The sequence below is a fragment of the Streptomyces sp. SP17BM10 genome, from assembly GCF_036322405.1.
In the GTDB taxonomy this organism is placed as follows: domain Bacteria; phylum Actinomycetota; class Actinomycetes; order Streptomycetales; family Streptomycetaceae; genus Kitasatospora.
In genome coordinates, this window is sequence record NZ_JAQYXB010000619.1 from 105,145 (window position 1) to 124,284 (window position 19,140).

Annotated in this window: 17 protein-coding genes and 1 tRNA gene; 3 read left to right on the plus strand and 15 right to left on the minus strand. The window is 72.3% G+C overall.

What is annotated here, in order from left to right; translation table 11 throughout:
- Window positions 1–90: 90 nt before the first annotated feature.
- From PUR71_RS23845 to PUR71_RS23875, 7 genes are all read right to left on the minus strand, one after another.
- Window positions 91–1,161: an adenosine deaminase gene (locus PUR71_RS23845; RefSeq protein ID WP_329929130.1), complete on the minus strand. Its 1,071-nt coding sequence runs from the start codon at window positions 1,159–1,161 to the stop codon at window positions 91–93.
- Window positions 1,162–1,380: 219 nt separating this feature from the next.
- A complete protein-coding gene (locus PUR71_RS23850; protein ID WP_443077545.1) occupies window positions 1,381–2,700 on the minus strand; it encodes a DUF445 domain-containing protein in 1,320 nt (439 codons plus the stop codon).
- Window positions 2,701–2,746: 46 nt separating this feature from the next.
- Window positions 2,747–4,042, minus strand: a complete 1,296-nt coding sequence (locus tag PUR71_RS23855; RefSeq protein WP_329929218.1) for a nucleotide sugar dehydrogenase — start codon at window positions 4,040–4,042, stop codon at window positions 2,747–2,749.
- A 20-nt stretch (window positions 4,043–4,062) separates the two neighbouring features.
- Window positions 4,063–5,295, minus strand: coding sequence for a glycosyltransferase family 2 protein (locus tag PUR71_RS23860; protein ID WP_329929132.1), 1,233 nt, complete (start codon window positions 5,293–5,295; stop codon window positions 4,063–4,065).
- Window positions 5,296–5,504: 209 nt separating this feature from the next.
- Window positions 5,505–6,464 carry an ABC transporter ATP-binding protein gene (locus PUR71_RS23865; protein ID WP_329929133.1) on the minus strand — a complete coding sequence of 320 codons (960 nt, stop codon included), beginning with the start codon at window positions 6,462–6,464 and terminating at the stop codon, window positions 5,505–5,507.
- Between the two features lie 27 nt (window positions 6,465–6,491).
- Window positions 6,492–7,307 carry an ABC transporter permease gene (locus PUR71_RS23870; protein ID WP_443077546.1) on the minus strand — a complete coding sequence of 272 codons (816 nt, stop codon included), beginning with the start codon at window positions 7,305–7,307 and terminating at the stop codon, window positions 6,492–6,494.
- Window positions 7,308–7,326: 19 nt separating this feature from the next.
- Complete coding sequence (locus tag PUR71_RS23875) at window positions 7,327–8,139, minus strand: ABC transporter permease (RefSeq protein WP_329929135.1); 813 nt, start codon at window positions 8,137–8,139, stop codon at window positions 7,327–7,329.
- A 246-nt stretch (window positions 8,140–8,385) separates the two neighbouring features.
- Between PUR71_RS23875 and PUR71_RS23880 the strand changes: the two genes are divergently transcribed.
- On the plus strand, window positions 8,386–10,740 hold the full coding sequence (locus PUR71_RS23880; protein ID WP_329929136.1) for a transglycosylase domain-containing protein: 2,355 nt from the start codon (window positions 8,386–8,388) through the stop codon (window positions 10,738–10,740).
- Window positions 10,741–10,801: 61 nt separating this feature from the next.
- Here PUR71_RS23880 and PUR71_RS23885 read toward each other — a convergent pair whose 3' ends face one another.
- The 4 genes from PUR71_RS23885 to PUR71_RS23900 form a co-directional block, all read right to left on the minus strand.
- The gene (locus PUR71_RS23885; protein WP_329929137.1) at window positions 10,802–11,980 is read right to left on the minus strand and encodes a winged helix DNA-binding domain-containing protein; all 1,179 of its coding nucleotides are present in this window, start codon (window positions 11,978–11,980) and stop codon (window positions 10,802–10,804) included.
- Window positions 11,981–12,043: 63 nt separating this feature from the next.
- Entirely contained in the window at window positions 12,044–12,346 is a 303-nt protein-coding gene (locus PUR71_RS23890; RefSeq protein WP_329929138.1) for a hypothetical protein, read from the minus strand.
- Window positions 12,347–12,357: 11 nt separating this feature from the next.
- Window positions 12,358–12,660 carry a GroES family chaperonin gene (locus PUR71_RS23895; RefSeq protein ID WP_329929219.1) on the minus strand — a complete coding sequence of 101 codons (303 nt, stop codon included), beginning with the start codon at window positions 12,658–12,660 and terminating at the stop codon, window positions 12,358–12,360.
- A 229-nt stretch (window positions 12,661–12,889) separates the two neighbouring features.
- Window positions 12,890–13,231, minus strand: coding sequence for a DUF3618 domain-containing protein (locus PUR71_RS23900; protein WP_329929139.1), 342 nt, complete (start codon window positions 13,229–13,231; stop codon window positions 12,890–12,892).
- Window positions 13,232–13,377: 146 nt separating this feature from the next.
- Between PUR71_RS23900 and bcp the strand changes: the two genes are divergently transcribed.
- Entirely contained in the window at window positions 13,378–13,851 is a 474-nt protein-coding gene (gene bcp, locus PUR71_RS23905) for a thioredoxin-dependent thiol peroxidase (RefSeq protein WP_329929140.1), read from the plus strand.
- An 81-nt stretch (window positions 13,852–13,932) separates the two neighbouring features.
- Here bcp and PUR71_RS23910 read toward each other — a convergent pair whose 3' ends face one another.
- Window positions 13,933–16,446 carry a chitinase C-terminal domain-containing protein gene (locus PUR71_RS23910; RefSeq protein ID WP_329929141.1) on the minus strand — a complete coding sequence of 838 codons (2,514 nt, stop codon included), beginning with the start codon at window positions 16,444–16,446 and terminating at the stop codon, window positions 13,933–13,935.
- Window positions 16,447–17,018: 572 nt separating this feature from the next.
- On the opposite strand from PUR71_RS23910, the gene PUR71_RS23920 reads away from it, so the two are divergent.
- Window positions 17,019–17,093, plus strand: a tRNA-Leu gene (locus tag PUR71_RS23920).
- Window positions 17,094–17,154: 61 nt separating this feature from the next.
- Here the strand turns inward: PUR71_RS23920 and rdgB are convergent.
- The 3 genes from rdgB to rph all read right to left on the minus strand — a co-directional run bounded on the left by rdgB (window position 17,155) and on the right by rph (window position 19,041).
- A complete protein-coding gene (gene rdgB, locus PUR71_RS23925) occupies window positions 17,155–17,760 on the minus strand; it encodes an RdgB/HAM1 family non-canonical purine NTP pyrophosphatase (protein WP_329929142.1) in 606 nt (201 codons plus the stop codon).
- A gap of 31 nt (window positions 17,761–17,791) precedes the next feature.
- A complete protein-coding gene (locus PUR71_RS23930; RefSeq protein ID WP_329929143.1) occupies window positions 17,792–18,184 on the minus strand; it encodes a hypothetical protein in 393 nt (130 codons plus the stop codon).
- A 131-nt stretch (window positions 18,185–18,315) separates the two neighbouring features.
- Window positions 18,316–19,041: a ribonuclease PH gene (rph, locus tag PUR71_RS23935; protein WP_329929144.1), complete on the minus strand. Its 726-nt coding sequence runs from the start codon at window positions 19,039–19,041 to the stop codon at window positions 18,316–18,318.
- Window positions 19,042–19,140 lie beyond the last annotated feature (99 nt).

Below are 19,140 nucleotides of genomic sequence, written 5' to 3' on the forward strand. Positions count from 1 at the left end.
GCGCCGCCGCCGGCACCATGGCACCGCAGAACGCGGAACCGCCCCGCCGACCGAGGCCGACGGGGCGGTTCACCAGGGAAAACGCGGGGACTAGCCCTGCTGCCACCCCGCCAGGTACGTGTCGATCTCGCCGACCAGCCGCGCCTTGCCGGCCTGGTCCAGGAACGACGCCTCCACCGCGTTGCGCGCCAGCCCGGCCACGCCGGCCTCGTCCAGGTCCAGCAGGCGGGCCGCCACCGCGTACTCGGTGTTCAGGTCCGTGCCGAACATCGGCGGGTCGTCGCTGTTGATCGTGACGAGCAGGCCGGCGTCCACCATCCGCTTGATCGGGTGCTCCTCGATCCGCTCCACGGCGCGCGTGGCGATGTTCGAGGTCGGGCAGACCTCCAGCGCGATCCGGTGCTCCCCCAGGTGGTCCAGCAGCGCCGGGTCCTTCACGGACTGCGTGCCGTGGCCGATGCGCTCGGCGCCCAGCACCCGCAGCGCGTCCCACACCGTCTCCGGACCGGTGGTCTCACCGGCGTGCGGGACGGAGCGCAGACCGGCCGCGCGCGCCCGGTCGAAGTACGGCTTGAACTGCGGGCGCGGCACACCGATCTCCGGACCGCCCAGACCGAAGCTGACCAGGCCCTCCGGCGCCAGCTCCGTCGCCAGCCGGGCGGTGACCTCGGCGGCCTCCAGACCGGCCTCGCCCGGGATGTCGAAGCACCAGCGCAGCACGACGCCGAGCTCCTTCTCGGCGCGCAGCCGGGCGTCCTCGATCGCCTCCATGAAGGCGACCTCCGGGATGCCGCGCTTCACCGAGGAGTACGGGGTGATCGTCAGCTCGGCGTACCGGATGTTCTGGCGCGCCATGTCCTCGGCGACGCCGTAGGTGAGCGCGCGGACGTCCTCGGCGTCGCGGACCAGGTCCACGACGCTCAGGTACACCTCGATGAAGTGCGCGAAGTCGGTGAAGGTGAAGTACTCGGCGAGCGCCGCCGGGTCGGCCGGCACCTTCGACCGCCCGGCGTGCCGGGCGGCCAGTTCGGCGACGACCCGCGGCGAGGCCGAGCCGACGTGGTGGACGTGCAGTTCCGCCTTCGGCATGCCGGCGATGAACGCCTCGATGCCACGGGCCCCGGTGGGGTTTCCGATCCGACTTCCGTCCGGCTGGACCACGGTCGTTCCCTTCTTTCCTGCTGCTCTACGCGCGTTCGCTGTGCGGCCAAGGATAGGGCGCCGGGGCCGGACGACCGTTCGCGACCGGGTGCCGGTCTTCGCCTTCCGCAGCGCGCGGTTCCCCGCGCCGCTCTCGGGGCGCGGGGAAAAGAGGTGGGGGAAGAGAAGGTGCGCGGGGAATGGGCGGGGAGAGGGGACGGGCCCCGGCAAGCAGGGCGCTCATCCGCCCAGGGCCACGGCCACCGTGTGGATCACCAGGCCGGCCAGGGCGCCGACCACCGTGCCGTTGATGCGGATGAACTGCAGGTCACGGCCGACGTTGGCCTCGATCTTGCGCGACGCGTCGTCGGCGTCCCAGCCCGCCACCGTCTCGGAGATCAGCGAGGTGATCTCCGTGCGGTACGTGTCGACCAGGTACTGGGCCGCGTCCTGGAGCCAGCCGTCCACCTTGGCCTGGAGCTTGCCGTCCGTCGCCAGGCGCGTGCCGAAGCGCTGCACACCGTCGCGGATGCGCCGGCGCAGTTCGCTGTCCTCGTCCTCCGCCGCGTTCAGGACCAGCGTGCGGACGGCCGCCCAGGTGGAGGCGATCAGGTCCTGCACCTCGGGGCGGGCGAGCATCTCGACCTTGGCCCGCTCGACGCGGGCGATGGTCTCCGGGTCGGTCTGGAGTTCGGTGGCGAAGTCGGCGAGGAACTTGTCGACCGCGCCGCGCGCCGGGTGGGCCTGGTCGTCCCTGATGTCGGTGACGAACCGCATCAGCTCCTTGTAGACCCGCTCGCCGACCTGGTGGTCGATGAACTTGGGCGTCCAGCCCGGCGTCTTCTGGCTGACCCGCTGGACGACCTCCTCGTGGTTGGCCGTCAGCCAGTCGTGCGCGCGGACGGCGACCAGGTCGACCACGCCGTGGTGGCCGCCGTCCGCGACCACCTTGCCCAGCATCCGGCCCATCGGCTGGGCCACCGAGGTGGCCGCCGCCCGCCTGGTCACCGCCTCGCCGACGACCGCCTGCACGTCGTCGTCGCGCAGCACCGCGAGCACGCCGCGCAGCGCGGCCGACGCCTCCCTGGTGACCCGCTCGGCGCTGCCCGGGGCGGCCAGCCACTCCCCCAGCCGCCGGCCGATGCCGAGGGCGGCGAGCCGGCCGCGGACCACGTGGCCGGAGAGGAAGTTCTCCCCGACGAAGTCGCCGAGCGAGCGGCCGAACGCGTCCTTCTTCGTCGGGATGATCGCGGTGTGCGGGATCGGCAGGCCGAACGGGCGGCGGAACAGCGCCGTCACCGCGAACCAGTCGGCCAGCGCGCCGACCATGCCCGCCTCCGCCGCCGCGGCCACGTACCCGGCCCAGGCGCCCGCGCCGGCCGCCTCGGCCCACGTGGACAGGGCGAAGACCAGGGTCGCGAAGGCCAGCAGGCCGGTCGCGATGGTCTTCATCCGGCGGACGCCGCGTCTCTTCTCCTCATCGGCCGCGGTGAACCGGACCCCGGGGCCCGTCCCGCTGAAGGCTTCGTCGCTCACCCCGCCAGTCTGCCCGCTGGGCAGCGCGAGCGGGGGCGCGCCCCGCGATCACGCGCCGGGCGACGCTCCCCTACGCCCCGCCCAGCACGATCCGCCGCACCCTCGGCGCCTCCCAGCGTGCCGGATCCGTGCACCGCCGCCCGTCCAGCAGCACCCGCACGCCCTGCAGGTCCTCCGGCCCCAGCGCGCGGTACTCCGGGTGGTCCGCCTGCAGCACCGCCGCCGCCACCGGCTCCCCGGCGTGCGGGGGCAGCCCCAGCGCCGTCAGTTCGTCCGCGCCGTACAGCGGATCGGTGACGTACGGTCGCGCGCCCGCCGCCGCCAGCGCCTCGACCAGCGGGAATACCCCCGAGTACGCCGTCTCCTTGACGCCGCCCCGGTACGACGCGCCGAGCACCAGCACGCCCTGCCCGGCCACGCCGCCCGCGAGCGTCCCGTCCAGCAGCCCGACCGCGTACCCGGGCATCTCCAGGTTGGCCTCGCGGGCAGCCCGGACGACCGTCGCCGTCGGGTCGTTCCACAGGTACAGCCGCGGGTAGACCGGGATGCAGTGCCCGCCGACCGCGATGCCGGGCCGGTGCAGGTGGCTGTACGGCTGCGAGTTGCACGCGTCGGCGACGGCCGCGAAGTCGACACCGATCCGGTCGGCGTACCGCGCGAACTGGTTGGCCAGCGCGATGTTGACGTCCCGGTACGTCGTCTCCGCGAGCTTGGCGAACTCGGCCGCCTCCGCCGAGGCCAACTCCCACACGCCGTTGGGCCGGGGCAGGTCGGGGCGGGGGTCGAAGTCCAGCACGGCGCGGTAGAAGTCGGCGCCGCGCCGGGTGGACACCGCGTCGAGGCCGCCGACCAGCTTGGGGTAGCGCCGCAGGTCGGCGAAGACCCGGCCGGTGCGCACCCGCTCCGGGCTGAAGACCAGGGCGAAGTCGGCCCCGGCGGCCAGCCCTGAGCCGGCCGCCAGCCGGGGCGCCCAGCGGCCGCGGGTGACGCCGACCGGCAGCGTGGTCTCGTAGCTGACGAGCGTGCCCCGGCGCAGCCCGGCGGCGACGGCGTCGGTGGCGGCGTCGAGCAGGGCGAAGTCCGGCGTGCCGTCGGCCGCGGTGACGAGGGGGACCACCAGGACGACGGCCTCCGCACCGGCGACGGCGATGGTGGTGTCGGTCGTCGCGGTCAACAGCCCTTCGGCGACGACCCGTTTCAGGGACTCGTCCAAACCCTCCTCACGGGGGAACGGTGGCACGCCCTGGTTGACGGACCGGACCACCCGGGGCGCGATGTCGGCGCCTGTCACCCGGTGGCCCTTGAGCGCGAACTGCACGGCGAGCGGCAGGCCGAGCTTGCCCAGGCCGACCACGCAGACGTCCATGGGCTCGCCGTGCTGCGGGCTCATCCCCGTCCTCCGTTCACCGAGTTGGCCAGCCGGCGCCACACCGGGTAGCGCCGCAGGCCGCGGCGCAGGTGCTCCGGGACGATGCCACGCCACAGCTGCTGGGCGAGGTTGAGCGGCGCTGGCAAGGGGTCCGCCGCCTCGGCCGTCTCCCGCAGGAGGAACAGCTCGTCGGGCAGCCCGAGTTGGCCGTCCCGGAAGGCCGGGTAGCCGGCGTAGTGGCGGTGGCCCTCCACGACCGCCGGCGGCTCGCCGTGCGCCGCCTCGTAGCGGATCAGGTCGCGCAGCGCCTCCGGCCGTCCGGCGGCGGCCAGTTCGAGGCGCAGCCGGTCCGGGACGGGCAGACGGTGGTAGACCTCGCGGGCGCCGAAGCAGTCGACCAGGCGGCCGACCTCGGCGCAGACGCGGTGCTGCACGTCGTCGTCGAGGAGCAGGAAGCCGTCCCGGAGCAGGCGCGGGACGTCCCACGCGAAGCTGCGGACGCGGAGCGCGTCGAGCTCCTCCCCCGGTTCGGCGAGATCGGCGGCGACCTGCTGGAGGGCGGCGATGCCGCGCAGCCGGTCCAGGACGGAGGCGCGCTCGGTGACGTTGCCGCGGTCCTCGCGCAGCACGAGGTGGTAGTAGTCGTAGTCGGCGAGGACGGAGACGCGCTCGGCCCGCAGGCAGGCCTCCAGGGTGAACGGCTGGTCGGAGAAGACCTTCAGTCCCTCGTCGCGGCAGAGCCCGTGCCGCCGGACGAGGTCCAGCCGGAACAGCTTGGTGTCGGACAGCGCCCAGGCGAGGGCCGAGTCGGCGAAGCCGACGGACTCGGCGCTGGCGTGGAAGATCCCCTGCGGCACCAGCCGGCCGTTCACCCCGACCTGCTTGGGCACGACGACGTCCGAGCCCCACGCGTCGGCCGCCGTGACCAGCCGCTCCAGCGCCTCGTCACCGAGCCAGTCGTCGGCGCCGAGGAACAGCACGTAGCGGCCGCGGGCCAGCGCCAGCGCACGGTTGGTCGGAGCGGCCGGGCCGCCGGAGTTGCGCTGGTGCACCACGCGGAACAGGCCGGGGTGGCGGGCCGCGTAGTCGTCCAGGACGGCCTCGCCGCCGTCCGTGGAGCCGTCGTCGACGACCACGACCTCGAACCGGCCGGGGGGCAGGGTCTGGGCGACCAGCGACTCCAGGCAGGCGGTCAGGTAGGGCATGGTGTTGTGGACGGCGACCACCACGGTCACGTCGGGTCCGGTCATCGGGTCGTGCTGCCCCTCGGGTGCTCGGTGCGGTGGGCGGTCGGGTGTACGGGCGTGCGGTCGGTCCGCCGTGCGCGGTGCGTGGCGCGCGCGTCGACGCAGGCTCAACCCGCGCACCCGCCGGGGAGTCACGGCACTCCCCGGACGGGCGACGGCGGTCAACCGGATGCCCCGGCACTCACCCTCCGAGCTCTCGGCCGATCACGGCCTCAGCCGATCGCGACCTCCGCGTACATCCGCGCGATCACGTCCTCGATCGCCGGCTCCCGGACCGACAGGTCCACCAGCGGGTACCGCGCCGCCACGGCCGCGACGAGCGGTGCGGCGCTCTCCTTCGCCGGGAAGGCCAGCCACTGCCGCGGGCCGTCGACCTTCACCACCCGCGTGCCGGGCACCTCGATCGGCGGGCGGGCCTCGGCGAGGTCGACGACCAGCGTCCGCTCGCTCTCCCCCGCGTCGTGCAGGCCGGCCAGCCCGCCGTCGTAGACGACCCGGCCGTGGTCGATGACCATCACCCGGTCGCAGAGCTGCTCGATGTCGGTCAGGTCGTGGGTGGTGAGCAGGACGGTCGTGCCGCGGTCGCGGTTCACCTCGCGGAGGAACTCGCGCACCCTGCTCTTGCTGACCACGTCCAGGCCGATGGTCGGCTCGTCCAGGTACAGCACCTGCGGGTCGTGCAAGAGCGCGGCGGCGAGGTCGCCGCGCATCCGCTGGCCGAGCGAGAGCTGGCGCACGGGGGTGTCCAGCAGCGCCGCCAGGTCGAGGAGTTCGACGCAGCGGGCGAGGTTCTCGCGGTACCTCGGATCGGGGATCCGGTAGATCCGGCGGGCGAGTTCGAAGGAGTCGCGCAGCGGGAGGTCCCACCAGAGCGTGGTGCGCTGGCCGAAGACCACGCCGATGCGGCGGGCCAGCGCGACGCGCTCGCGGGCCGGGTCCACCCCGGCGACGCGCAGCCGCCCGCTGCTGGGGACGAGGATGCCGGTGAGCATCTTGATGGTGGTCGACTTGCCGGCCCCGTTCGGGCCGATGTAGCCGACGCACTCGCCGGCCTCGACGGCGAAGGTGAGCCCGTCCACCGCGCGCACCTCGCGCTTCACCCGGCTGAACCGGCCGGTGCGGGCGCGGACGGTGAAGGTGCGGCGGACGTCTTCGAGTTCGATCAGTGCCATGGGGAGTTCCTCACGAGGTGGTGGGGTTCAGCTGCCGGTGCCGCGGTACGCCCGCAGCCCGGCGCGCCAGGCGAGGCCGGCGGCGGCGGTGCAGAGCGCGGCGGCCACCGGGGAGGCGTACTGGAACGCGGTGGGCAGGCCGAGCGGGTCCGGGCGGTCCAGGATGCGCAGCGTGGGCAGCCAGTTGACGAAGGCCAGCGGGACGCCGAAGACGACGCCGGCGACGAGCTCCTTCGCGAAGATCGTCGGCGGGTAGTGGAGCAGCGTGGCGCCGCCGTAGGTGACGGAGTTCTGGATCTCCTTGGCCTCGCCCCACCAGAACTGGACGGTCGCGGTGCCGATCCAGATCGCGCCGAAGATGACGCAGCCGCACACCAGCAGGACGGGCACCAGCAGGACGCGGTCCCAGGTCCACGTCACGTGCAGTTCCGTGAGCGACCACACGAGCACGGCGAGGGCCTGGACCGGGCGGCCGAGGCGGCGCAGCGAGAAGCGCTCGGCGCACAGCTGGGCGAGGGCCGGGGCGGGCCGGATGAGCATGGTGTCCAGCGTGCCGTTGACGATCCGCTGGCCGAGGCCGTCGACCGAGCCGACGAGCAGGTTGGCGACGCCGAGCGAGAAGGTGGCGGTGGCGTAGAGGAAGGCCAGTTCGGGCAGGGTCCAGCCGCCGAGCTGGTCGGTGTGCCGGAACATCAGCACCAGGACGACGAAGTCGAGCGAGTGCGTGAGCAGGCTCGCGCCGAGGGTCAGCGCGAATGACGCCCGGTAGGCCATCGTCGAGCGCATCCACATCGAGGCGCACATCCACCAGGAGCGGACGGCCCAAGCCGTGCGGGTCGGCATCGGCTCGGCGTGGAGGGTCTCAGCCACCCTGGACCACCACCCGGCGGGTCGCCAGCAGCTGGGCCGCGCGGCCGGCGGCGAGCAGCACGACGGCCCAGGCGAGTTGGAAGCCGAGCGGGCCGAGCAGGGCGGCGCCGGTGCGGCGCTCCAGGAAGACGTCCGTCGGCGCCTGGAGCAGCGCCGCCCACGGCAGGAGGTGCGCGAGTGCGCCGAGAGGGCCGGGGAAGAGCGCGATCGGCAGCAGCGCCCCGGAGAAGAACATCGAGACGACGAGCATCACCGAGCGCACCCCCTCCGAGTCGTGCAGCCAGAAACCGGTGATCGAGACGAGGAAGCGCAGCCCGAAGCTGACCACCGTCGCGAGCAGCACGGCGAGCAGGAAGACCGCCCAGGTCACCGGGTGCCGGGGCAGTTGGATCCGGAAGACCAGTGCGCCGACCAGCAGGGGCACGGTGCCGCGGACGAGCAGTTGGAAGGCGGCCCGGCCGAGATCGGTGGCCAGCCACCAGCCCTGGAAGTCGACCGGCCGATAGAGGTCGACGGCGATGTCCCCGCTGCGGAAGCGGTCCTGGACGTCGTCCTGGAAGCCGCCGCCCCACACGGCGACGGTGACCAGCAGGGACTGGCTCACCCAGATGTAGGTGACGGCCTGGGCCTGGTCGTAGCCGCCGAGGCTGGGGCGGGCCTGCCAGAGGGCGAGGAAGGAGGAGGCCAGGATGATGCCGAAGACGGTGTTGGTGAAGGTGCCGGCCAGGGTGGCGGCGCGGTAGGTGGAGTAGCGGCGGAAGGATCCGCGCGCGACGGCGGCGTAGAGCCCGGGCGCGTTCGGCATATTGTCTCCTTGTCGACAAATACAGGCACAGGACGGCCCGCAGGCGTCCGCGCACGCCCCAGCGGCTCCGACCTGCCGGACCCGGGGGTACCGGGCCGATCGGGCGGAGCTGCCAGAACCGGATGCGCTATGTGGTTTGCATCTTTCACCGTACCGCCGGACCCCGAGCCCCGCACCCGGTTTCCACCGACCCCCCGCCACAGCCGATGGCACCTGACCGCCAGTCAAATAGCACATAATCTCGGCATGACCGTGAGCACCCGCCGCCAGGCCAAACGGGCCCTGCGACGCCAGGCCCGCCGCGCCCTCCCGCTCTGGCGCCGACTCCTGCCCACCTGGCGAGTCGTCCTCGGCGCCGTCGTCACCCTGCTGATGACCGCCGCCGCCGCCTTCGCCGTGCTCTACGTCATCGTCCCGGTGCCCGACCCCAACGCCCACGCCGTGGCCCAGAACAACATCTACCTCTACTCCGACGCCACCACCGAGATCGCCCGCACCGGCGCCGTCAACCGCACCGACGTCGCCATCGACAAGATCCCCCTCGACACCCAGCACGCCGTCGTCTCCGCCGAGGACCGCACCTTCTACCAGAACCGCGGCATCGACCTGAAGGGCATGCTCCGCGCCGGCTGGAACACCCTCACCGGCAAGGGCACGCAGGGCGGCTCCACCATCACCCAGCAGTACGTCAAGAACTACTACCTGACCCAGGACCAGACCATCGCCCGCAAGGGCCGCGAACTATTCATCGCCCTCAAGGTCGACCAACAACGCGACAAGAACGAGATCCTGGCCGGCTACCTCAACAGCAGCTACTTCGGCCGCGGCGCCTACGGCATCCAGAGCGCCGCCCACGCCTACTACGGCGTCGACGTCTCCGAACTCACCCTCGCCCAGGGCGCCTACCTCGCCGCACTCCTCCAGGCCCCCAGCTCCTACGACGTCAAAACCGCCAAGCCCGCCAACCGCGACAAGGCCATCGCCCGCTGGAACTACACCCTCGACGGCATGGTCCAGCTCGGCTTCCTCGACGCCGCCGACCGCGCCGCCGAAACCTTCCCCGAGCCCGTCGACCCCCAGCCCACCACCGGACTCTCCGGACAGGCCGGCTACCTCGTCGGCGTCGCCGACGACTACCTCACCTCCGCCGGCATCATCGACGCCGCCACCCTCAAGGCCGGCGGCTGGCGCATCACCACCACCTTCGACAAACCCAAGCAGGACGCCTTCACCAAGGCCGTCCAGCAGGAACTCACCGACGAACTCGACCCCAAGGCCCGGCCCACCACCGACACCGACGTCCGCGTCGCCGGCGCCTCCGTCGAACCCGCCACCGGCCGCGTCGTCGCCGTCTACGGCGGCCCCGACTACGCCAAGCAGCCCTACAACGACGCACTGCGCCAGGACAACCAGATCGGCTCCACCTTCAAGCCCATCGACCTCGCCGCCGGCCTCGTCGCCCAGCACACCCCCGACGGCCGCCCGATCACCACCGAGACGCGCTACGACGGCACCAGCGAACGCCACGTCACCGGCGGCCCCACCCCGTACGCGCCGCCCAACGAGGACGACATCGACTACGGCAACATCACCCTGCGCTACGCCATGGTGAAGTCCGTCAACTCCGTGTACGCGCAGGAGGGCGTCGACGCCGGACTCGCCCGCGTCCGCGACACCGCCGTCAAGCTCGGCATCCCCGACAACGTCCCCGGCATGGACCCGGCCAACACCTCGATGACCCTCGGCACCGCCACCCCCAGCGCCCTCGACCTGGCCGGCGTCTACGCCGCCCTCGCCAACCACGGCCGGGCACGCACCCCGTGGTCCGTGCTCAAGCTCGAACGCCTCGGCACCGGCTCCGGATCCGGCTCCGTCGACGTACCCAAGATGCCCGACCACGCCGCCACCGACGCCCTCGACCGCCAGATCGCCGACACCGTCACCGACGTCCTGCGCGACGTCGTCAGCACCCGCGGCACCGGCGCCGCCGCCCTCGACCTCGGCCGGCCCGCCGCCGGAAAGACCGGCACCACCGACTCCAACCTCTCCGCCTGGTTCGCCGGCTTCACCCCCCAACTCACCACCACCGTCGGCCTGTTCCGCGAAAACCCGAAGACCCACGCCAAGGAGCCGCTGGCCGGCACCGCCGGCCTCACCCGGATCAACGGCGGCACCTTCCCCACCAAGATCTGGACCGCCTACATGACCGACGCCCTCGACGGCACCGAGGTCAAGCACTTCGACCTCCAGACCGGACGCGGCAACGGCGGCGGCCAGAACAACTGGCCCACCGGCAGCGCTTCCACGAGCGCCGCACCCAGCGCAGGCGTCACCCCCACCCCCGGCGCCACGCCCCCCGGCACCGCACCCTCACCCGCGCCGACCGCCACCGCCCCCGCGCCGGCCCGACCCACAGCCACCGGCGGCGAACCGACCCCCGGCCCCGCCGCCCCCAGCCCGCAGGCGCCCGCCCCCACCCCCACCCAGGAGCAGCCCAGCGCCACGCCCCGGCCCAGCCAGACGCACCAGCCCAAGCCCACGCCCCCGGTGTCCGCCAGCGCGCCACCCACCGGCGCGGCCACGCAGCCGGCGGCGCCGTGACGCCGAGCAGCAACCCCGAGCAGTAACTCCAGGTGGGGCGCGTGCCGATCGGTACGCGCCCCTACTTCGCCACCAACTCCCGCTCCAACGGCGTCCGGAAGCGCGGCGTCACCCGCACCTCCCCCAGCCAGCCCGCCAACCGCGCCGCCTCACCCGCGATCGCCCCCTCCGCCTCCGCCCCGACATCCCCGAACAACCGCCACACAACCTCGCCGTCGGCCCGCTGCGCCCAGCCGCCGACCACCCGGCCGCACCACCACACCGTCGGACCGGCGTTCCCCGCCCGGTCGAACAGCGCCGGGACGTCCTCCGGCCGCAGGTACCAGTCCCGCCCGCGCCAGCCCATCACCGTCGGATCCAGCGCCGGCAGCAGCGCCGCCCACGGCTCCGGCCCGCCCACCGGCTCCGCGTCCCCCGGCAGGACCAGCGCCGGCACCCCGCCGGACAGCTCCACCGCCTCGGCACCGACGTCCGCCAAGGCCTTGCGGGTGTCCCCCAGCGTCCAGCCCGTCCACCACTTCACGTCCTCGACCGTGGCCGGCCCGTACGAGGCCAGCCAGCGGCGCGCCACCTCCGCCTTCGCCTCCCGCACCGGCACGTCCGGCCACTGCGGCACCGGCGCCCACGGGTAGCCGCTGCTCAGCCACGACCCCCGCGGCCGGCCGCGCCGCACGTGCCCGTCCGCCGCGAGCAGCCGCAGCAGCCGGCTGCCGACGCTCTGCTTGGCCTCGTACGGCTTGCCCGCCGACATCAGCATCTGCTCGCGCAACTCCGGTACGTCCTGGCCGAGTTGCTGCGTCGTCGCCTCACCGCGACGGGCCAGCGCGGCCAACACCGCGCGCTCCGCCGCCGCCAGTCGGGCCTCGTCCCAGCCCTCGGCGTGGTCCCGCAGGTGCTTCAGCAGCGTCGCCCGCTCCCTGGCGGCGATCGCCCGCGCCGTCGACGAGCTCACGTAGGGCGCGAACTCCTCCGTCACGGCGAATATCGTCCGCCGCATCGACAGCAGCTTCACCAGCGAGACGTCCTCGTACAACGCCCGCTCCACCTCGGCCGCCGACGGCTCCAGCAACCGCGCGCACGCCGACAGGTACACCGTCGCGGCATCCGTCGCGTGCAGCCCGACGACGGCGTCCGCCGCCTCCTCCACCCATGCCACCCGGGCGGACGGCGCCAGCAGGTGCCGCCACCCCACCCGGGCCCGCCGCTCGTCGTCCCCGATCACCGGCACACGCGTCGTCATGCCCGGACCGTACCGCCCGGCACCGACAATCCGCGGCAACGGCGGCCCGAACCGGTCCGCCGGTCACACCGCAGGGGCGTCGCCCAGGATCGTCCACTCCGGGCCGAGTTCCCGGCGCAACGCCTCCAAGGCGGCCCGGGCCCGGGCCTGGAACTCGACCCTCTCCATCACCGACCACGGCGCGGGGCCCCCCGGGTCGGCCCAGTCGATCGAGGACTGGAACAACACGGTCAGCTCGTCCAGCTCGGCCACGAGTCCGGCGCTGATCGGCAGGCGGTCGAGCGCGGCCGGATACCCGTACGGGCTCTCCACGTCGAACGGCCACAGCATGGTGCCCACGACACCGGGCTCGAACAGGACTCGCATCGGCTCCGGGGTCACAGGTAGAGACCCGTCGAGCCCTCGGTGTCACCGAAGCGCATCGCCGCGACGGCGTGCAGGTCCCGCTCGCGCAGCAGCACGTAGGTGGCGCCGCGGACCTCCACCTCCAGCTTGTCCTCCGGGTCGTACAGGACGCGGTCGCCCGGCTCCACCGCGCGCACGCTCTGGCCCACGGCGACGGCCTCCGCCCACGCGCACCGCTTCGACAGCTCCGCGGTCGCCGGGATGATGATCCCGCCGGTGGAGTGGCGTTCGCCCTCACCGCTGTCCAGCTTCACCAGGACGCGGTCGTGCAGCATCCTGATCGGGAGCTTCTCGCCCAGGCGGTCGTGCCGGGGAGCGTCGAGGGCGGTCTTGGCGCTCGGTTCGTCGTTCGTACTCACGGTCCCGAAGGTACCGCCCCCGGGCGGGCGGCGTGACGCTGGCCCGGCACGCGGGAAGCCGGGAACGCGGAAGCCGGGAAGGCGGAAGGCCGGGAACGCGGAAAGCCGGGCGCTCGACCGCGCCCGGCTCCCCGACGGCGGCGGGTCAGTCCTTGCGGCGCTTCCGCGCCGAGGCCAGCAGCAGCACCACGCCGACGCCGACCAGCGCCACCGGGACGATCCGCTCCTTGCGCGGCTGCCCCTTCTCGTCCACGAACCGGACCTTCAGCTTCTCCACCGCGCCGTTGGCCGCCACGTACACGCGGGCCGTCTTCTCCTCGACCGCGGCGACGGCCTTCGCCTTCACCTGGGCACTGATCGTCGTCGGGTGGACGCGCATGGCGAGCTCGTCGAGGGTCTCCGCCAGCTTGGTGCGGGTCCGCGCGATGTCCGCCTCGATCTGGGCGGTCGTCCGCGCCGACTTGTCCTGCGTGCTCGCCTCGCCCACTCGGGCCACCCCATTCACTTCACTGATGTTGTCCTGTGCGACTGACCCAGTCTGTCAGCTGCCGGGCAGCGCCGCGCGGCCCCACCCACCATCGGAGGTAAGTTTGCCGTGGTACGACCCCGTCCACGCAACAGGAGAGTCCGACCGTGAGTGAGCGTCTCCAGCCCGGCGACAAGGCCCCCGCCTTCACCCTTCCCGACGCCGACGGCAAGCAGGTCTCGCTGGCCGACCACCTCGGCCGCAAGGTCATCGTCTACTTCTACCCGGCCGCCCTCACCCCCGGCTGCACCAAGCAGGCCTGCGACTTCACCGACAACCTGGAGGCCTTCGCCGGCGCCGGCTACGACGTCATCGGCATCTCGCCCGACAAGCCGGAGAAGCTCGGCAAGTTCCGCGAGACCGAGGACCTCAAGGTCACCCTCCTGTCCGACCCGGAGAAGGAGACCCTGACGGCATACGGCGCGTTCGGCGAGAAGAAGCTGTACGGCAAGACCGTCACCGGCGTCATCCGCTCCACCGTGATCGTGGACGAGCAGGGCAACGTCGAGCACGCCCTCTACAACGTCAAGGCCACCGGACACGTCGCCAAGCTGCTGCGCGACCTCGAGGTCGGGGCCTGAGAACAGAAGAAGGCGGTGGCGGCACACCCCCCGACCGGGTGCACCGCCACCGCCGTCCGTCACCCCGGCGGGCCGCTGTCGTCAGCAGGCGCCGAGGTCGCTCCAGACGCCCCACGCGCCGCTCGCCGTGGGGTCGTCGCCCTTGGTCCACCACTTGTTCTGGTAGTAGTGACCCTTCCACGAGACCTTGGTGGTCGAGGCGTAGGTGGTGCCCGCGTCCCAGCTCGGCGCGCCCGTGCAGGCTCCCCCGGTCGGGGTGGCGGTGGGCGTCGCGCTCGCCGTCGGCGTCGCCGTCGCAGTGGGCGTGGCCGTCGGGGTAGCCGTAGCGGTCGGAGTCGCGGTCGGCGTGGAAGTCGGCGTGGAAGTCGGCGTCACCGTCGGAGTGGGCGTCGGAGTGGGTGTCGGAGTGGGCGTCTGGCCGCCCCCGTCCACCGCGCCCCGGCTCAGGTCACCCTTGATCCCGTACAGCGTCCCGCCCACGTTGACCGTCCAGTTCGACGGCGTCGACACCGGCAGGTAGTAGACGAAGTCCATGTCCACCGACGCGCCCGGGGCCAGCGACTGCCAGCCGGGGAGCTTGACCGACACCCGGTTGTAGGTGCCCTTCAGCCCGCCGGCGTTGCCCGGCCCCGGGTTGTCCTGACGGATCACCTGGAGGCCGAAGCCCGACTGGTCCTTCGCGTTGCCCGGCGCCGAGTTGGAGTAGTCGAACTGGAACTCCGTGCCGCCCGGCAGGGTCACCGTCGAGTTGTTGACGATGTGGATCTTCGGGTTGATCGGGTAGTTGGAGTCGCCCAGCGCGAAGTTGGTGAACGACACGTCGATCGGCAGGGTCTGCTGCGGCAGTGCGACCGTCGAACGGGTCGCGCCGTACGGCGAGGCCGCCTTGAACTTGTCGTACATCAGCGAGGTCAGCGTCGACCCGGGCACGTACTCGCCCTTGCCGCCGTTGGCCGCCGGGTCCCACCTGTAGTCGCCCGCGAGCTCCCAGATCATCGCGCCGCCGGCGCCCTGGTTGACGATGTAGTCCGCCTTCGCGCCCACCGACTGCTCGTCCTCGGTGGAGAGGAACACCTTCTTGGTGTCGTTCCACAGCCACGGCGCGACCAGGCTGTCGCTGTAGTTGCGGGCGTAGGTGCCCTGCAGCGCGGTGTCCGTCACGCCGTACTTGGCGAGGTAGTCGGGCAGGATGCCCTTCTCCAGGTTCTTCGCGTGCCACATCGGGTTCGACCCGGCCGGGGACTCCCTGCCCGCGTCGTCCTTGTCGTTCCAGATGTTGTCGATGCCCACCGCGCCGTCACCGCACGAGGTCAGGCCCGAACCGGCCGGGCAGGTCGTCGCGGAGGCCGTGCCCCAGAGGCCGTTCGTGCCGCCCGAGACGTTCTTGAACCCGCGGGTGTAGTACGGCAGGCCGACGTTGATCCGGCCGCCCGGCATCGCGCCGCGGAAGTAGTGGTACGCCCAGTCCGCGTTCAGGTAGCCGATGCCGCCGTACTGCGAGGTGCCGTAGACGTTGGCGGCCGCCAGCTCGGCGTCCTTGCCGTCGTCGTAGAGCGAGGCGTTCGGGCCGACGTACTTGTTCCAGGCGCCGTGCAGGTCGTACGACATGATGTTGACGTAGTCCAGGTACTGCGTCACCTGGAACGTCTCCATGCCGCGCAGCAGGTACCCGGACGACGGGGCCGCGACCGAGAGCAGGTAGTGCCTGCCGTCGGCGGCGCCGGCCCGGTCCAGGTTCTCGCGCAGCGTCTTCATCAGCGCCGCGTAACCCTTGGCCAGCGAACCGCGCTTGGCGTTCGCGAGCTGCCAGTCCAGCGGGTTGCCGGCGTCCTTCATCGAGGTCGGGTACTCGTAGTCGACGTCGACGCCGTTGAAGCCGTACGTGCGGATGAAGTCGACGGACGACGCGGCGAAGGTGTCGATGCCGGCCTGGTTGACGCTGCCGTCCGGGTTGACGGTCAGCGAGTAGAAGCCGCCGGTGCCGACCCGGGAACCGCCGTCGTCGAAGTAGCCGCCGGTCTCGGTCCAACCACCCACCGAGATCAGGGTCTTGACGTTCGGATACTGCTTCTTGAACTTCGTCAGCAGGTTGAAGTGCCCCTTGTACGGCAGCGTCGGGTCCAGCTGCGCGGCCGGCACGCCCGGGAAGTCCATCCCGGTGGCCGGGTTGGTCGGGCCGTCCGTGCCGACGGAGAGCTTGTTGTCGGCGCCGACGTGGCCGAAGGCGTAGTTCAGGTGGGTGACCTTGTCCCACGGGACGTCGCTCACCAGGTACGGCTGGTCGCCGTTCTTGCCGGTGCGCCAGCCCGTGAAGTACCCGATGATGCGGCGCTGGTGGTCCGCACCCATCTTCTCGCGGCCGCCGGTGTCGTACACCGAGCAGTACGGGACGTCCACCCCGGGCGTCCGGTACAGGCCGTCGGGACGACAGGCGGAGTTGTCGACGGCCGCCGACGCCTGCGAGGGCGCCGCACCCAGCGTCGCCATCACCAGCCCGGCCAGCCCGGCCGCCGCCACCGAGGCGAACCCGGCCCTGGCGCTCGTGCGGCGGAAGGCGGCGGTGGGACGCCGCTCCGCCGTGCTTCGGATCAACACTCGGTCCTCCAGGAGAGAGTGTCGGCGCGTGCCTGTGGGGGAGCACGCACGTGGGGGATTCCAATTGGCGCCGAAGCTATGTGGTCTGAACCATACGGGTCAATAGGTCTGTACCAATTGGCAAACAACTCCCAAACATCCCGGAAGTCCGTAACCGATCGACTCGCGGATCCCCCGCACACCGGGGGACGGGCGCACACCAGCCCGAAGGGGGAACGACCATGGCGACCAAGTACACCGCGAACTGCTCGCCGAGGCTGCGGCTGCGGCAAGCACGCTCGACGAGATGGTGATCGCACTCGACCGCGAGCCGAACACGTACAACCGCAAGCACCTGCGCCAGAGGATCAGGACGTAGGGCCCTGGAGGCCGACCACATCAACGGCGACTGGCTCGACAACCGGCGGGGGAACCTTCGGCTGCTCTGCCCGAACTGCCACTCCATCACGCCGACTTACCGCGGCCGGAACACGAAGCACAGCGGCTCTCGAACGGAGGCCGCCGACCGACCCTGCCTACCCGCGGAAAGTGGCCACAGAGGAAGCCACCAGCCGGTACGCTTGTGCTGATATGCGCCCGTACCCCAGCTGGCGAGAGGGGCATGCCTTAGGAGCATGTTGTCGTGGGTTCGAGTCCCACCGGGCGTACTGAGCGAAACGGCCCGTCGACCTTCGAATCGAAGGACGGCGGGCCATCGTCATTTCTCGCTCAGCCCAGCAGGTCCTTCACCACCGGCGCCAGGGCCCGGAAGGCGTGGCCGCGGTGGCTGATGGCGTTCTTCTCCGCCGCGCTCAGCTCCGCGCAGGTGCGGGTTTCGCCGAGGGGCTGGAGGATCGGGTCGTAGCCGAAGCCGCCGTCGCCGGAAGGGGCGGTGCGCAGGGTGCCGAGGAGGCGGCCCTCGACGACGCGTTCGGTGCCGTCGGGGAGGGCGAGGGCGGCGGCGCAGAAGAAGTGGGCGCCGCGGTGGGGTTCGGCGATGTCGGAGAGCTGGGCGAGGAGCAGGTCGAGGTTGGCGCGGTCGTCGCCGTGCTTGCCGGCCCAGCGGGCGGAGAAGATGCCGGGGGCGCCGTTGAGGACGTCGACGCACAGGCCGGAGTCGTCGGCGACGGCGGGCAGGCCCGTGGCGCGGGCGAGGGCGTGGGCCTTGAGGAGGGCGTTCTCGGCGAAGGTGACGCCGGTCTCGGGGACGTCCGGGATCTCGGGGTAGGCGTCGGCGCCGACGAGTTCGACGTCCAGGCCGGCCTCGCCGAGGATGGCGCGGAGTTCGGCGACCTTGTGCTGGTTACGGGTGGCGAGGATCAATCGGGTGGACATATCGCCCACCCTATCCGTCGTCGGCGGGCCGTCAGCCGGTGCAGACGGAGGTGAGGTTGCCGGCCGCGTCGGCGAGGGGCTTGAGGTCGGGCGCCTCCTTGCGGTCGGCGGCCTGCTGGACCTTGTCGGCCTGGGTGCGCAGGTCGTTGACGGCCTTGACGACGTCGGTGTTCTTGGAGTTCTTGCCGATCTGGTCGAGGTCGGTGCGCAGCTTCTGCAGGGCCTTGCTCTGGGCCGCGGCGGAGTCGTTGCTGGTGCTGCCGTAGGCGCTGGTCACGTCGGCGATGTCGGTGGTGACGCGGGCGGCGGTGGTGCCGCAGTCGAGGGCCTTCTGGGCGGCGGAGCAACTGACCGCGCTGAGCGGGAGGATGATGATCAGACCTGCCACGGCGAGGGCGGCGGGACGGGCGATGCTGGACGGCATCCGGTCCTCCTGGGGGCGCGGGTTCCGTAGGGGAGGACGTGCCCGGCCGGGGCACGGTTCCCGCAACGGGGTGCTGCGGGAACCGTACGGGCTGCGGGCCGCGCGTGTACAGGCGACGGCCGGAGGGCGTGTCAGCCTTCGAGGGCCTTGCGCTGGATCTGGTCGAGCTCGGCGCAGCCGAGGGTGCCGAGGTCGAGGAGCCGGTCGAGGAGGGCGCGGTCGAAGGGGGCGCCTTCGGCGGTGCCCTGGACCTCGACGAAGCGGCCGTCGGAGGTGCAGACGATGTTCATGTCGGTCTCGGCGCGGACGTCCTCCTCGTACGGGAGGTCGAGCATGGGGGTGCCGTCGATGATGCCGACGCTGACGGCGCTGACGCCGCCGGTGATGGGCTGGCCCTTGGCGCGCAGGAGCTTGCGGTCGCGGGCCCAGGCGACGGCGTCGACGAGGGCGACGTAGGCGCCGGTGATGGCGGCGGTGCGGGTGCCGCCGTCGGCCTGGAGGACGTCGCAGTCGAGGACGATGGTGTTCTCGGCGAGGGCGCGGTGGTCGACGACGGCGCGCAGGGAGCGGCCGATGAGGCGGCTGATCTCGTGGGTGCGGCCGCCGATGCGGCCCTTGACGGACTCGCGGTCGCCGCGGGTGTTGGTGGCGCGCGGGAGCATGGAGTACTCGGCGGTGACCCAGCCTTCGCCGCTGCCCTTGCGCCAGCGCGGGACGCCCTCGGTGACGCTGGCGGTGCACAGCACCTTGGTGTCGCCGTACGAGATGAGGACGGAGCCTTCGGCGTGCTTGCTCCAGCCCCGTTCGATGGTGATGGGGCGGAGCTGGTCGGGGGTGCGGCCGTCGATGCGTGACATAGGCACCGAGCGTAGTCGCTCGGGCGGGGTGTTCCGGATGTGCCTCGGCCCGCCGTCCTCGCGGGGAGGGGCGGGCCGGTGCGGTGGTGGGCCGGGTGG

What these genes read in the sequence shown, in the direction of transcription:
- PUR71_RS23855 (WP_329929218.1), bottom strand. Translation starts at nt 4,042, where the DNA reads ATGGACGTCTGCGTGGTCGGCCTGGGCAAGCTCGGCCTGCCGCTCGCC.
- PUR71_RS23860 (WP_329929132.1), bottom strand. Translation starts at nt 5,295, where the DNA reads ATGACCGGACCCGACGTGACCGTGGTGGTCGCCGTCCACAACACCATG.
- PUR71_RS23865 (WP_329929133.1), bottom strand. Translation starts at nt 6,464, where the DNA reads ATGGCACTGATCGAACTCGAAGACGTCCGCCGCACCTTCACCGTCCGC.
- PUR71_RS23870 (WP_443077546.1), bottom strand. Translation starts at nt 7,307, where the DNA reads ATGCCGACCCGCACGGCTTGGGCCGTCCGCTCCTGGTGGATGTGCGCC.
- PUR71_RS23875 (WP_329929135.1), bottom strand. Translation starts at nt 8,139, where the DNA reads ATGCCGAACGCGCCCGGGCTCTACGCCGCCGTCGCGCGCGGATCCTTC.
- PUR71_RS23880 (WP_329929136.1), top strand. Translation starts at nt 8,386, where the DNA reads ATGACCGTGAGCACCCGCCGCCAGGCCAAACGGGCCCTGCGACGCCAG.
- PUR71_RS23885 (WP_329929137.1), bottom strand. Translation starts at nt 11,980, where the DNA reads ATGACGACGCGTGTGCCGGTGATCGGGGACGACGAGCGGCGGGCCCGG.
- PUR71_RS23890 (WP_329929138.1), bottom strand. Translation starts at nt 12,346, where the DNA reads ATGCGAGTCCTGTTCGAGCCCGGTGTCGTGGGCACCATGCTGTGGCCG.
- PUR71_RS23895 (WP_329929219.1), bottom strand. Translation starts at nt 12,660, where the DNA reads ATGCTGCACGACCGCGTCCTGGTGAAGCTGGACAGCGGTGAGGGCGAA.
- rdgB (WP_329929142.1), bottom strand. Translation starts at nt 17,760, where the DNA reads ATGTCCACCCGATTGATCCTCGCCACCCGTAACCAGCACAAGGTCGCC.
- PUR71_RS23930 (WP_329929143.1), bottom strand. Translation starts at nt 18,184, where the DNA reads ATGCCGTCCAGCATCGCCCGTCCCGCCGCCCTCGCCGTGGCAGGTCTG.
- rph (WP_329929144.1), bottom strand. Translation starts at nt 19,041, where the DNA reads ATGTCACGCATCGACGGCCGCACCCCCGACCAGCTCCGCCCCATCACC.